Here is a 12,046-nt window from a genome sequence, read left to right as displayed (position 1 = left end):
TCCCCCTTGGGTGCACTGTCTGGCTCTCAATCCTGGCATACGCCCCTGTCGTGCCACGAGCGCGTACGCCGCTTGTCAAGGACCTGTTACAGCGTGCGCGGCCCGGGTAGGCGCGACCAGTAACACTCCGATGCGCGGGGTGAAAGGGGGCGTGACTTGTCCAGTGAGACGAGTGAACTGCGCCTGGCAGTTGCCCTTCTGGAGTACGCGGAGATCTTCCGCGACACCTTTGACCCGCCGCGCTATCTGCGCCGCCTGACCGACCACTGCGTGGATCTTCTCGGCGCCCTGGGCGCGGGCGTGCTCCTCGCCCGCCCCTACTGCCCCGCCCCGGCCAGCCATCGGCGTCAACGGGCGGACATCGTACGGGAGTTGGTGACATCGGACAGTCCGGTGGGCCCTGCGCACGACACCCTGCGCACCGGCCGGGCGGTCGCTCCCGTGAATCTGGGTTCCGTGACGAGCGCGGCGCGCTGGCCCGCGTTCACGGCGACCGCGCGGCGCCGCGGCATCGCCTGCGCCTACGCGGTTCCGCTGCGCGGGGCCGAGGGTCTGGAGGGAGCGCTCGCCGTCTTCCAGGCGGAAGGGTCGGCGCGCGAGGGCGAGTTCGCGGTCGCGCAGGTGCTCGCCGACGCGGCCACCACCGGGCTGCACAATCACCGTGCGCACGCCCGCTACCAGGATCTGACCGAGCAGTTGGGCGTGGCGCTCGCCAGCCGGGTGCGGATCGAGCAGGCGAAGGGCATGCTCGCCGAGCGCTGGGCGACCGCTCCGGACGCCGCGTTCACGGCGCTGCGCCACTACGCGCGCTCGAACCGGCTGCCGCTCGACCAGGTCGCGTACTCGGTGATCAGCCGCACCCTGCCCGACGACCGGGTGCGGCCCGACCCGTCGTGAACCCCCGACCACACTCTGTGCTTGTCCGCCCAACCGCTCTAGAGTCGTGATGAGTGGCCCCAGTCCTCGGCCGGTTCGATCCGACGGACCATCACAGCCTCCCGTGCAGAGGCCGGGCCCTCCCGCAGCCCGCCGCCCGCGCGGTCGAGGACCGGTCCGGCCGGCGGTTCCCGGGGGAGTGGGCTGCTGGCCGGACCAGGTGGCCCGCGCCTCAACTCGCTTTCTGTGCCGCACCGTTCACGTCCGAGAGATACGCGGACACGACGACGTTCGCCGAGTACGTGCCCGAGGCCTCGTCGAAGCTGCCGCCGCAGGTGATCAGGCGGAGCTCCGCGCGCTCGGAGCGGTGCGGCCCGTATGCCTCGGCCGGGTCGAAGTTCTCGCGGGAGAACACCCGGACGTCGTCGACGGTGAACTCGGCGACGGAGCCGTCGGCCCGCGTCACGCGCACCGTGTCACCGGGCTCCGCCTCGCTGAGGTGGTAGAAGACGGCGGGCCTGCTCTCGGTGTCGACGTGCCCGACGAACAGGGAGGTGCCGCGCTCCCCCGGCCGCACCCCGTCGCCGTACCAGCCGACGACGCCGGCCCGCGCGTACGGCGGCGGGTCGATGGCGCCGCCCGCGTCCAGGCCGCGGGACACGACGGGCGCCTGGATACGCAGCGCCGCGATGTCGACGCGCCGCGGGTCCGCGCCCGCGACCGGCTCGTGGGCGGCCGGGAGGCGGACGTCCGAGGGTCGGCCGACGGCGGCCGCGTCCCCGGTCGTCGGCGAGGACAGGTTGAGGTCGGTGGCGCCGTGGCCCCACAGCCACAGGCCGAGCAGCAGCACCACCCAGGCGACCCCCGTGAGGAGCCGCCCGGCGCCCTGCGACCGGTCACTCATGGCGGGCTCAGTGCCTCGACGTCGAACCGGGTGACCTGCGGCGGCGCGTGCTGCGCACGGCCACGGCGACGGCGGCGATCGCGGCGAGACCCAGGCCGATGAGGGCGTGCCGGGTGCCGGGGCCCTCGCTGGGGGCGGCGGACGGGGCCCGGTGGACGGCGAGCGCCTGCCGTTCGGCGGTGCCGCCGCCGCCCGCGTGCACGGGGGCGGTCGGGGACGGGGAGGGCGTGGCGCCCGCGGCGGATCCGTCGAGGACCCGGAGGGTGCCGGTGACCTTGCCTTCGACTCCGTCGCAGGTCACCGAGACCGGGTAGGCGTCGGGCGCGGCGGCGGACTTCACGCGGGCCTCGGCGTACAGGGTGGGGTCGTCGGCGGAGGGCGCGAGCCGGGCCGGGGACACGAAGGCCGCGGAACTGGCGCTGCCCGTGACGCCGTCGCAGCCGGTCACCCGCAGGTCGACCTCCGTGCCCGCGGGCGCGACCTTCGGGGTGACGGTGATCGCCGCGCCGCCGTCGGCCGCCTGGGCCGCGGTGGCCGGTGCGGTCACCAGGACGGCCGCCCCCGCGACACCGACAGCAAGCAGTCCTGTACGCATCGTGAACCTCCTCTAGGCAGGGTCACGCTTCGGGCCGCGTTCCGCATCCCGAGAGGCTCCCGCGGCACGTCACGCCTGTAGGGACGGGTGAATACGATGGCAGCAGTCAGTCGATCCTGAGCCGAGGAGTCCGCACACATGGCAGAGCCCAAGCCCATCCAATCGTGGCTGACCGACATGGACGGGGTCCTCATGCACGAGGGGGTGCCGATCCCGGGCGCGGACGCGTTCATCAAGAAGCTGCGGGACTCCGGCAAGCCGTTCCTCGTCCTGACGAACAATTCCATGTACACGGCCCGTGACCTGCACGCCCGCCTGAACCGGATCGGCCTGGAGGTCCCGGTCGAGAACATCTGGACGTCCGCCCTCGCGACCGCCCGGTTCGTCGACAGCCAGCGGCCGAACGGCACGGCGTACGTGATCGGCGAGGCCGGTCTGACGACGGCGCTGCACGAGGAGGGGTACATCCTCAGCGACTCGGACCCCGACTTCGTGATCCTCGGCGAGACCCGTACGTACTCGTTCGAGGCGCTCACCAAGGCGATCCGGCTGATCAACGGCGGGGCCCGGTTCATCGCCACCAACCCCGACAACACCGGCCCCTCGACGGAGGGCGTGCTGCCCGCGACGGGCTCGGTGGCGGCGCTGATCACCAAGGCGACCGGCAAGGACCCGTACTTCGTCGGGAAGCCGAATCCGCTGATGATGCGGACCGGGCTCAACGCCATCGGGGCGCACTCGGAGTCCAGCGCCATGATCGGCGACCGGATGGACACGGACGTGCTCGCGGGCCTGGAGGCCGGGATGACGACGTATCTCGTCCTCACCGGGCTCACCAGCACCTCGGACATCGACCGCTTCCCGTTCCGGCCGACCAAGGTGGTCGACTCGATCGCGGACCTCGTCGACCTGGTCTGATCCGCCGGATTCCGTACGGCGGCCGGTCCGGCCGCGGGTCAGCTGCCGGTCGCCGTCTTCCAGTCGTCCACGTACGTCTGGAGGTTCTTGGCCACGTCGTTCCAGTCCGGCTCGAAGATCTGCACGCCGTCCATGATCTTGGCGAGTTCGACGGCGTTGTCGTCGGTGGCCTTCACGTCGGCGCGCGGCGAGAAGCCGCCGCCGATGGAGCTGACCTCCTTCTGCTGCTGCGCGGCGAGCATGAAGTCCAGCAGCTTCTTGCCGTTGGCGGTGTGCGGGGCGTTCTTCACGAGGCCGCCCGCGTACGGCAGGGCGAAGGAGGTCGGCTTGCCGCCGGCCTTCTTCGGGAACCAGATGCCGAGGTTCGGCATGTCCTTGGACTGGGCGTAGTTCATCTGCACATCCCCGTTGGCGACGAGGAGTTCGCCCTTGTCGACCTTCGGGGCGAGCTTGCCGGTGGAGGCGGACGGGCCGACGTTGTTGGCCTGGAGCTTCTTCAGGTAGGCCATGGCCTGCTCCTTGCCGCCGAAGTCGTGCATGGCCTTGACCAGCAGGGCGGTGCCGTCGCCCGCGATGCCGGGCGTGGAGTACTGGAGCTTGTTCTTGTACTTCGCGTCGAGGAGCTGCTCCCAGGTGGCGGGCGGGCTCTTCAGCTCCTTCGTGTTGTGGACGAAGCCGAAGTAGTTGTTCACGACGGACGTCCAGGTGCCGTTGGCCGCCTTGTCGGCGCCGTCGACCTGGTCGGAGCCCTTGGGTGTGTACTTCGCCAACAGGCCCTTGCTGTCGGCCTGTTGGATGAACGGCGGCAGCGTGACGAGGACGTCGGCCTGGGTGTTGACCTTCTCGCGGACGGCGCGCTGCACCATCTCGCCGGAGCCGCCCTCCACGTAGTTGACCTTGATGCCGGTCTTCTTGGTGAAGTCCTTGAAGACCTTGTCGTACCAGCCGTCGCCGTTCTCGCCCTTGAGGCCGTCGGCGCTGTAGACGGTGACGGTCTTGTCGTCGGAGGCGGCGGAGCTGCCGCCGCAGCCGGTCAGGGTCGCGGCGAGGGCGAGAGCGCCGGTGGTGGCGGCGACGGTGGTGAGCGTGTTCTTGCGCATGGCGTGGTGAACTCCCGTATCAAGTCAGGGTTTTTCAGCGGTACTTCAGCGGTACGACGCCTTGGTGCGGATCCGCGAGACGGCCAGCAGGACGAGCAGCGTGGCGGCCATCAGGACCACCGCGATCGCGGAGCCGGTGAAGAGAGAGCCGCGGTCGGTGGTCGCGTAGATCTGCACCGGGAGCGGCATCCAGTCCGGCGGGTAGAGCATCATCGTGGCGCTCAACTCGCCCATGGACAGGGCGAAGCAGAGGCCCGCGGCGGCGTTCAGGGAGGGCAGGAGCAGCGGCAGCCTCACCTTCCACAGGACGTACGCGGGGCGGGCGCCGAGGGAGGCCGCGGCCTGTTCGTAGACCGGGTCGAGGCGCTGGAGGGCGGCCGATACGGACTGGTAGGCGAACGCCGTGACGAGGATCGTGTGGGCGATGATCACGATCCAGCGGGTGCCGTTGAGCAGCATCGGCGGCCGGCTGAACGCCACGAGGACGGCGAGGCCGACGACCACGGACGGCACGGCGACCGGCAGCATGAACAGGGCGTCCATCACGCGTCGCCCGCGCTTCTTCAGCGCGCCGGCGGCGAGCGCGGCCCACCCGCCGACGACCAGCGCGAGCACGCTCGCGGTGACGGCCGTGACCAGGCTGGTGGTCAGGGCGGTGAGCGAGTCGCCGCTGGTGGCGGCCTCGTAGTGGCTTCCGGTGAAGCCGGAGGGCAGGGCGCCGGACCAGTTCGTGGCGAAGGACGCGGCGAGGACCACGAGGAGGGGCAGGGCGAAGAGGGGCAGGAAGAGGACGAAGAAGACGGCCCAGGTCGCCCACTTGCCGGTCTTGCTATGAACGAGCACGGCGGCTCACCACCCGGTACAGGCCGTAAAGGCTCACGGACACAAGGACGTTGACGACCGCGACGACGCATGCGCCCGGATAGTCGGACTCGAGGATCGCCTTGCTGTAGACGAGCGTCGGCAGCGTCGTGACGCCCTTGGCGCCGGTGAACAGGACGATCCCGAACTCGTTGAGGCACAGGACGAGGACGAGGCTGCCGCCGGCCGCGAGCGCGGGCAGCGCCTCCGGCAGGATCACCTGCCGCACGATCCGGGCGGGCCGCGCCCCGAGCGACGCGGCGACCTCCAGCTGCGCCGTGTCGACCCCCGAGAACGCGGCGAGCAGCGGGCGCATCACGAACGGCGTGAAGTAGGTGATCTCCGCGAGCAGCACGCCCCACGGCGTGGCCAGGAACTGGAAGGGCCCGGTCGCGGCGCCCGTGGCGTCCGTCCACAGCCCGTTGGCCATGCCCACCTGCCCGTACACGAAGAGCAGTGCGAGCGTGATCAGGAAGGACGGGAAGGACAGGAACACGTCGATGAAGCGGGCGACGGCCTTCGCGCCGGGGAACGGCACGAACGCGACGATCAGCGCGAGCGCGAAGCCGAGCACGAGACAGCCGGCCGTGGACCCGACGGCCAGCCACACCGTCGTGCCGAGCGCCTCGCGGAAGGCGGAGGACGCGAAGACGTCGGCGTACGGCTCAAGGGAGGTGCCGCCGGTGTCGGGGGTGAGGGACTGCTGGACGACGAGGACGAGCGGGTAGAGGAAGACGACGGCGAGGGCGGCGACGGGCGGCAGGGCCCATATCCAACGGGCGCTCCTCTTAGGGGACTTGGTGGCGCCCTGACGAGGCGCGGCGAGCGTGGCGCTAGCCATCCTTGCCCACCTCCGCGGCGAGCAATATGCCGTCCTCCGGCGCGAAGTGCACGGTGACCTGCTCCCCAAGCGCCGGCGGCTCACGCAGTTCGCGCAGGTCGGCCTTGACGCGGTGGCCGTCGATGTCGACGTAGAGGCGGTGGATCGAGCCGCGCCACTGAACCTCGGAGACCTTCCCCGTAAGGGAGTTGGGGCCTTCGCCGAGGCCGACGAGGTGCGGGCGGACGCAGAGCGTGGCGGTGGCTCCTGGCACCACGTCACCTTGTGTCGGGACCTTCAGCTCGGTCGGGCCGAAGGAGACGGCGTCCGTGCCGACCTGCACGGGAAGCAGGTTGGCGTTGCCGACGAAGGAGGCGGTGAACTCGGTGCGGGGGCGCCGGTACAGGTCCTGCGGCGTGCCGACGTCCTGGAGGCGGGCCTTGTCCATGACGGCGATACGGTCGGCGAGGGTGAGCGCCTCGACCTGGTCGTGGGTGACGTACAGGATCGAGACGTCGGGCAACTCGCGGTGCAGCCGGGCCAGTTCGGCGAGCATTCCGGAGCGGAGCGTCGCGTCGAGCGCGGACAGCGGCTCGTCGAGCAGCAGCACACCGGGCCGGACGGCGAGGGCGCGCGCGATGGCGACGCGCTGCTGCTGGCCGCCGGAGAGTTCGCGCGGGTAGCGCTTGGCGTAGGCGGCCATCCCGGTCAGTTCGAGGGCCTCGGCGACACGGGCGGGGATCTCCCCCTTCGGCACCTTCTGCGCCCGCATCCCGAAGGCGACGTTGTCCTCGACGCGCAGGTGCGGGAAGAGCGCGTACTGCTGCACGACCATGCCGATGCCGCGCCGGTGCGGCGGCAGGTCGGTGACGTCGCGCCCGCCGAGGAACACCCTCCCGGACGCGGGCCGCACGAACCCGGCGACGGCGCGCAGCGCGGTGGTCTTCCCCGAGCCCGAGGGGCCGAGGAGGGCCATCACCTCGCCGGGCTCGACGGTCAGGTCGAGGGAGTCGAGAACGGTGGTGCCGCCGTACGCGACCGACACCCGGTCGAACCGGATGCCGCTCAGCTTCTGGTCGATGTCTCTCACGGCGGCCACGCTCGTGGCGGCGGGTGTCCCGCGCGGAGCGGCGCGGCAACGGGACGGTGAACGGGCACCCAAGCTTGGACCAGACCCGTTATCTGTTTGTTATTCGGATGGCGTGCGGAAGGTCAACTGGCGCTAGGAGGTGGCGGGTTGCCACCCCTCCGCTCCCAAACGGGCGGTGAACGAGAAGCGGTCCCCGCGGTAAAGCGTCCGCACCCGCTCCGTGGCGCGGCGCCCGGTGTCGTACGAGATCCGGTGGATGAGCAGCATCGGGAGCGCGGGCGGCGTGCCGATGAGCAGGGCCTCGCGCGGGGTCGCGAGCACCGTCTCGATGCGCTCGTCGGCCGAGCCGAACTCGATGCCGAGGCGGTCGTGGACGTAGGAGTAGAACGAGGAGTCGGGGTCGAACTCGGCGTCCAGGCGCGGCACTCGGGACACGGGGACGTAGGTGGACTCCAGGCCGACGCGCTCGTCGTCGGCGAGCAGTACGCGCTCCATGTGCCAGACGGGCTCGCCCCGTTCGAGGCCGATCTCGGCGGCGAGCGCGGGCGGACACGGGAAGCGTTCGAGGCCGATGAGGGTGCGCCCGGGGCGCCGGCCCTGTCTGCGCACGCCTTCCGTGTACGAGGCGAGGGAGAGCGGCTGCGCCAGCTTGGGGCCCGCGACGACGGTGCCCCTGCCGTGCCGTCGCAGCCGCCCTTCGAGCAGCAGCTCGCGCAGCGCCTGCCGCACGGTCTCGCGCGCGACCTCGTACCGGAGGGCGAGTTCACGCTCGACGGGGAGAGTCTCGCCTTCGCTCAACTCGTCGACGAGCGCGGCGATCTGGGCCTTCACGGCGTAGTACTTCGGGATGCGTCCGTGCTCGGGGATGCCGTTGCGCACGGGGGCGCCGGGGGCCTGGTCGTTCGGGTAGTCCACGCGGGGATGGTCGCAGATGGGGGTGAACGGCTGTCCCGCGTCCCCTGGGAGGGCGGGTTCCCTGGGCCCGGCCGCCGCGCTTGTTCGGCTGGGGCGGCGGCCGGGCCGGTGGCGGGCCGGGGCTCAGCGTCCGCCGACGCGGAGCCGCCGGGCTCCCACCACGAGGGCCGTGCCGGCGAGGAGGAGGGTGCCGGCCGCGACCCCCAGTCCGAGCAGGGCGCGCGGGCCCGTCCGGGCGAGCTCCTCCGCGAGGGTCGGGCCCGCGGCCTCCTCGATGGTGAACGGGTAGTCGTCGGACTCGCCGACCCAGTCGCCGTCGTCGTCCTTGCGCCGGACGAGCGCGGCGGTGGCGACGACCCGGTCGGGCCGGGTGCCGCCGGCGAACGCGAGGCGGACGTCGACGGTGACCGTGTCGCCCGCGCCGACCGAGAACCCGGGGAAGCCGTCGAAGACGCCGATGTTCTCGTCCCGGCCGGTCCGCTCGACGGTCACGGGGCGCCAGCGGCCCGCGTCCCGGAACTCCAGCGTGATGCGCTTCGGCGTCAGTTTCCGGGTCTCGTCGACCAGTACGAGGACGGGGTGGAGGTCGGCGCAACGGCTGGCGGTGGTGTTGGTCAGGTCGAGCGAGAAGTGCCGGGGGGCGTCGCCGGGGTGATAGGTGGCGGGGCCCTCGTCGATACGGGTGTCGATCGGGAAGTCGCCGCGCTTGTCGGCGGCGCAGGCCCTGGTGCCGGTGTCGGCGGCGGCCACGTGCGTGGGACCGAGGGCGGTGAGGGCGGTGGTGGCGATGACGGTGGCGGCGAGGGCGAGCGGGCGGCGCGGTCGCATGAAGGCCCTTCACTGGTCGCGGAGTCGACGACAGTCGTGGGCCAGAACGTTTCCATCGCGGGGCGGCGGGGTGGGGGTTGCGCGCGGCGGCGCGCGGAACGTTTCCCCCGATCGGCCCACCCGGCACCGGCGTTGCACCCGGGGCTCCGCTGCGGACCTCGCGCCTCAAACGCCGGCGGGGCGTGAATGATCCGCTCCCGCCTTGGGCGGCAGGGTGGGCAAGGCGGCCCCCGGTGCGGGCCGCACCCGCGTCAGGCTCCGGCCACGGGACCGTTACGACGGAGCCGCTCGGCCGAACAGAGGGGCCAGGATCATGTGAGCCGCGCCCTCCACCGCCTGATTGTCGCCCCCGGGGGCCGCCCGCACGGGTATCGCGGGGCCGCCGCCCTCCCGGCGGGCGCGGGCCGCGACGACCCGTTCCACTCCACGTACGAAACGCTTCTCGTGCGCCGCCACCGTCCGCCCACCGAGCAGCACCGCGTCGATGTCGAGCAGGCTCACCAGGTTCGCCGCCCCCTCGCCGAGCACCCGCGCCGCCTCGTCCAACCCCCCGTCCCCGCCGGAGGCGACCGCCGCGAGGCAGAGCGCCTCGATGCACCCCCGGTTGCCGCAACCGCACCGCGGACCGTCCAACTGGATCACCTGGTGGCCGAACTCGCCCGCACCGGTACGCGCGCCACGGTAGAGCGCGCCGTCGAGGACGAGCCCGGCCCCCAGTCCCGTACCGAGGTGGAGGTAGGCGAAGGAGCGCTCCCCCTCCCCCTCCAGGGCGAGACCGAGCGCCGCCGCGTTCGTGTCCTTGTCCACGACGACCGGCAGGCCGAGCCGCTCGGCGAGCGCGTCACGCAGCGGGAAGCCGTCCCACTGCGGGAACCCGGTGACCCGGTGCAGCACCCCGCCGGTGTGGTCGAGCGGCCCCGGCACGGCGACGCCGACGCCGAGGACCGTCTGCGCCCCGTCCGCGTCGAGCAGCGCGTCGACCTCACAGGCCGCGGCCGCGAGCACCGCGTCGGAGCCCGCGCCGAGGTCGAGCGGGGCACGCCGGGCCGCGACGACCGCGCCGGACAGATCGGTCAGCACGGCGCGCAGCTCGTCGCGGTCCAGGTGCAGGCCGACCGCGTGCGCGGCGCCCGCGAGCAGCCGGAGCACGGTGCGCGGCTTGCCCCCGGTGGAGGCCCGGCGGCCGGCCTCGACGGCGAGACCGTCCCCCCTGAGCCGCGCCGTGATCTTGCTGACGGCCTGCGGGGTGAGCCCCGTGCGCTCGGCGAGCTCCAGGCGGCTTATCCCTGCCTCCCCCGCCGTACGCAGCAGATCGAGCACGAGCGCCGCGTTGTGCCCGCGCAGGGCACTCAGGTTCGCGCCCACCGTCGCCGCCATGGTCCTCCTCACGTGCCTGTTCATCACGCCCATTGTCCCCCGCGCTTGCACTTTGGCAACACCGTTGCTTAAGTGGAAGCCATGGATCGTATGGAAGGTGCGAAAGGCATGGAAGGTGCGGAAGGCATGGAACGCATGACCGGTACGAGTGTCGGTACGAGTGCCCCCTTGCGCGTGGGCCTGGTCGGCTACGGCCTGGCGGGCTCCGTCTTCCACGCCCCGCTGATCGCCGCCACCGAGGGCCTGACCCTGGACACGGTCGTCACCTCGAACCCCGAGCGGCAGGCCCAGGCGCGCGCCGAGCACGGCGAGGACCTGCGCTTCGTCGCGTCCCCCGACGACCTGTGGGCGCACGCGGACGAGCTCGACCTGATCGTCATCGCGTCGCCGAACAAGACGCATGTGCCGCTCGCGAAGGCCGCCATCGCCGCGGGCCTCCCGGTCGTCGTCGACAAGCCGGTCGCGGGCACCGCCTCCGAGGCCCGCGAGCTCGCGGAGCTGGCCGAGAAGCAGGGCGTCCTGCTGTCGGTCTTCCAGAACCGCCGCTGGGACAACGACTTCCTGACCCTCCAAAAGCTGCTAGCCGACGGCGAGTTGGGCGACATCTGGCGCTTCGAGTCGCGCTTCGAGCGCTGGCGCCCGCACCCCAAGGGCGGCTGGCGCGAGTCCGGCAACCCGGAGGAGATCGGCGGCCTCCTGTACGACCTCGGCAGCCACGTCGTCGACCAGGCCCTGGTCCTGTTCGGCCCGGCCGTCTCCGTCTACGCCGAGTCGGACGTGCGCCGCCCCGGCGCCGAGGCCGACGACGACACGTTCATCGCGATCACCCACGCGAACGGGGTGCGCTCGCACCTGTACGTCTCCGCCACCACGGCCCAACTCGGCCCGCGCTTCCGCGTATTGGGCTCGCAGGCCGGCTACGTGAAGTACGGCCTGGACCCGCAGGAAGCGGCCCTCCGCGACGGCAAGCGCCCGACGGCCGGTGAGCCGTGGGGTGTCGAGGGCGAGTCGCTGTGGGGCCGCGTCGGCTCCGGCGAGTCCCCGCTGACGGGCGGCGGCCGCCCGCTCGCGACGGTCGACGGCGACTACCCCGCGTACTACGCCGCCGTCGCCGCGGCGCTGCGCGACGGCGCCCCGAACCCGGTGCCCGCCACGCAGGCCGCCGACGCGCTCGACGTCCTGGAGGCGGCCCGCGTCTCGGCCCGCGACGGTGTGACGGTGACCCTCTGATGAGCGCCCAGAACGCGAACCCCGAAAACGCCCCGCAGATCCCCGAGCTGGAGGACCAGGAACGCCGTCTGGTCCTCGACTCCTTCACGCACGACGACGCCTGGGCCCTCGGCAACCTCCTCGTGGACCTCGCGCGCGAGCGGCAGGCACCGGTCGCGATCGACATCACGCGCGGCGGCCAGCAGCTGTTCCACGCGGCGCTGCCCGGCTCGGCCCCGGACAACGACGCGTGGATCGCCCGCAAGCGCCGCGTCGTGGAGCGCTACCACGCCTCGTCCTACCTGGTCGGCAGCCGCTTCCGGGCCAAGGGCACGACATTCGAGGACGCCTCCCGCCTCGACCCGGACACGTACGCGGCACACGGCGGAGCGTTCCCACTGGCCGTTCGGGGAGCAGGAGTCGTAGGCACGGTCGTGGTCTCGGGCCTCCCCCAGATCGAGGACCATGCGCTGGTGGTGGAGGCCCTGGAGCGGTTCACGGGCTAGGTGTGCTGTCTCGGCACGTTGGTGACGCCGGCGCGGTCTTGCATGGG

General features: G+C 72.2%; 13 protein-coding genes. 4 read left to right on the top strand and 9 right to left on the bottom strand.

What is annotated here, in order from left to right; genetic code table 11:
• Positions 1-156 precede the first annotated feature (156 nt).
• Complete coding sequence (locus ACOKM3_RS25940) at positions 157-897, top strand: ANTAR domain-containing protein (RefSeq protein WP_426903426.1); 741 nt, start codon at positions 157-159, stop codon at positions 895-897.
• Positions 898-1,108: 211 nt separating this feature from the next.
• Here ACOKM3_RS25940 and ACOKM3_RS25935 read toward each other — a convergent pair whose 3' ends face one another.
• Entirely contained in the window at positions 1,109-1,780 is a 672-nt protein-coding gene (locus ACOKM3_RS25935; RefSeq protein ID WP_426903425.1) for a class F sortase, read from the bottom strand.
• Between the two features lie 7 nt (positions 1,781-1,787).
• Entirely contained in the window at positions 1,788-2,375 is a 588-nt protein-coding gene (locus ACOKM3_RS25930) for a hypothetical protein (protein WP_426903424.1), read from the bottom strand.
• A gap of 138 nt (positions 2,376-2,513) precedes the next feature.
• On the opposite strand from ACOKM3_RS25930, the gene ACOKM3_RS25925 reads away from it, so the two are divergent.
• Positions 2,514-3,293, top strand: a complete 780-nt coding sequence (locus tag ACOKM3_RS25925; RefSeq protein ID WP_266710698.1) for an HAD-IIA family hydrolase — start codon at positions 2,514-2,516, stop codon at positions 3,291-3,293.
• A gap of 38 nt (positions 3,294-3,331) precedes the next feature.
• On the opposite strand, the gene ACOKM3_RS25920 is transcribed toward ACOKM3_RS25925, so the two are convergent.
• The 7 genes from ACOKM3_RS25920 to ACOKM3_RS25890 all read right to left on the bottom strand — a co-directional run bounded on the left by ACOKM3_RS25920 (position 3,332) and on the right by ACOKM3_RS25890 (position 10,308).
• A complete protein-coding gene (locus ACOKM3_RS25920) occupies positions 3,332-4,393 on the bottom strand; it encodes a 2-aminoethylphosphonate ABC transporter substrate-binding protein (RefSeq protein ID WP_426903423.1) in 1,062 nt (353 codons plus the stop codon).
• A 45-nt stretch (positions 4,394-4,438) separates the two neighbouring features.
• Entirely contained in the window at positions 4,439-5,236 is a 798-nt protein-coding gene (locus tag ACOKM3_RS25915) for an ABC transporter permease (RefSeq protein ID WP_426903422.1), read from the bottom strand.
• A complete protein-coding gene (locus ACOKM3_RS25910; RefSeq protein WP_426903421.1) occupies positions 5,223-6,095 on the bottom strand; it encodes a 2-aminoethylphosphonate ABC transporter permease subunit in 873 nt (290 codons plus the stop codon). Before ACOKM3_RS25910 ends, ACOKM3_RS25915 begins: the two co-directional genes overlap by 14 nt.
• Positions 6,088-7,155 carry an ABC transporter ATP-binding protein gene (locus ACOKM3_RS25905; protein ID WP_426906896.1) on the bottom strand — a complete coding sequence of 356 codons (1,068 nt, stop codon included), beginning with the start codon at positions 7,153-7,155 and terminating at the stop codon, positions 6,088-6,090. Before ACOKM3_RS25905 ends, ACOKM3_RS25910 begins: the two co-directional genes overlap by 8 nt.
• A 141-nt stretch (positions 7,156-7,296) precedes the next feature.
• On the bottom strand, positions 7,297-8,079 hold the full coding sequence (locus tag ACOKM3_RS25900) for a GntR family transcriptional regulator (protein ID WP_426903420.1): 783 nt from the start codon (positions 8,077-8,079) through the stop codon (positions 7,297-7,299).
• A gap of 123 nt (positions 8,080-8,202) precedes the next feature.
• Positions 8,203-8,907, bottom strand: a complete 705-nt coding sequence (locus ACOKM3_RS25895) for a hypothetical protein (RefSeq protein ID WP_426903419.1) — start codon at positions 8,905-8,907, stop codon at positions 8,203-8,205.
• Positions 8,908-9,180: 273 nt separating this feature from the next.
• Positions 9,181-10,308 (bottom strand): ROK family transcriptional regulator, encoded by a 1,128-nt coding sequence (locus ACOKM3_RS25890; protein ID WP_426903418.1) that lies wholly within the window; start codon positions 10,306-10,308, stop codon positions 9,181-9,183.
• A 111-nt stretch (positions 10,309-10,419) separates the two neighbouring features.
• Between ACOKM3_RS25890 and ACOKM3_RS25885 the strand changes: the two genes are divergently transcribed.
• Together ACOKM3_RS25885 and ACOKM3_RS25880 are read left to right on the top strand one after the other, a co-directional pair.
• Positions 10,420-11,514 carry a Gfo/Idh/MocA family protein gene (locus ACOKM3_RS25885; protein WP_426906895.1) on the top strand — a complete coding sequence of 365 codons (1,095 nt, stop codon included), beginning with the start codon at positions 10,420-10,422 and terminating at the stop codon, positions 11,512-11,514.
• Complete coding sequence (locus ACOKM3_RS25880) at positions 11,514-11,999, top strand: heme-degrading domain-containing protein (RefSeq protein WP_426903417.1); 486 nt, start codon at positions 11,514-11,516, stop codon at positions 11,997-11,999. Before ACOKM3_RS25885 ends, ACOKM3_RS25880 begins: the two co-directional genes overlap by 1 nt.
• Positions 12,000-12,046: the final 47 nt, after the last annotated feature.

It is taken from the genome of Streptomyces nidicola, assembly GCF_050106155.1.
In the GTDB taxonomy this organism is placed as follows: Bacteria; Actinomycetota; Actinomycetes; order Streptomycetales; family Streptomycetaceae; genus Streptomyces.
Note: the sequence above shows the minus strand (reverse complement) of the source record. Positions and strands in the feature narration are given on the sequence as shown.

What these genes read in the sequence shown, in the direction of transcription:
- ACOKM3_RS25925 (WP_266710698.1), top strand. Translation starts at nt 2,514, where the DNA reads ATGGCAGAGCCCAAGCCCATCCAATCGTGGCTGACCGACATGGACGGG.
- ACOKM3_RS25930 (WP_426903424.1), bottom strand. Translation starts at nt 2,375, where the DNA reads ATGCGTACAGGACTGCTTGCTGTCGGTGTCGCGGGGGCGGCCGTCCTG.
- ACOKM3_RS25935 (WP_426903425.1), bottom strand. Translation starts at nt 1,780, where the DNA reads ATGAGTGACCGGTCGCAGGGCGCCGGGCGGCTCCTCACGGGGGTCGCC.
- ACOKM3_RS25885 (WP_426906895.1), top strand. Translation starts at nt 10,420, where the DNA reads ATGACCGGTACGAGTGTCGGTACGAGTGCCCCCTTGCGCGTGGGCCTG.
- ACOKM3_RS25880 (WP_426903417.1), top strand. Translation starts at nt 11,514, where the DNA reads ATGAGCGCCCAGAACGCGAACCCCGAAAACGCCCCGCAGATCCCCGAG.
- ACOKM3_RS25890 (WP_426903418.1), bottom strand. Translation starts at nt 10,308, where the DNA reads ATGAACAGGCACGTGAGGAGGACCATGGCGGCGACGGTGGGCGCGAAC.
- ACOKM3_RS25920 (WP_426903423.1), bottom strand. Translation starts at nt 4,393, where the DNA reads ATGCGCAAGAACACGCTCACCACCGTCGCCGCCACCACCGGCGCTCTC.
- ACOKM3_RS25895 (WP_426903419.1), bottom strand. Translation starts at nt 8,907, where the DNA reads ATGCGACCGCGCCGCCCGCTCGCCCTCGCCGCCACCGTCATCGCCACC.
- ACOKM3_RS25910 (WP_426903421.1), bottom strand. Translation starts at nt 6,095, where the DNA reads ATGGCTAGCGCCACGCTCGCCGCGCCTCGTCAGGGCGCCACCAAGTCC.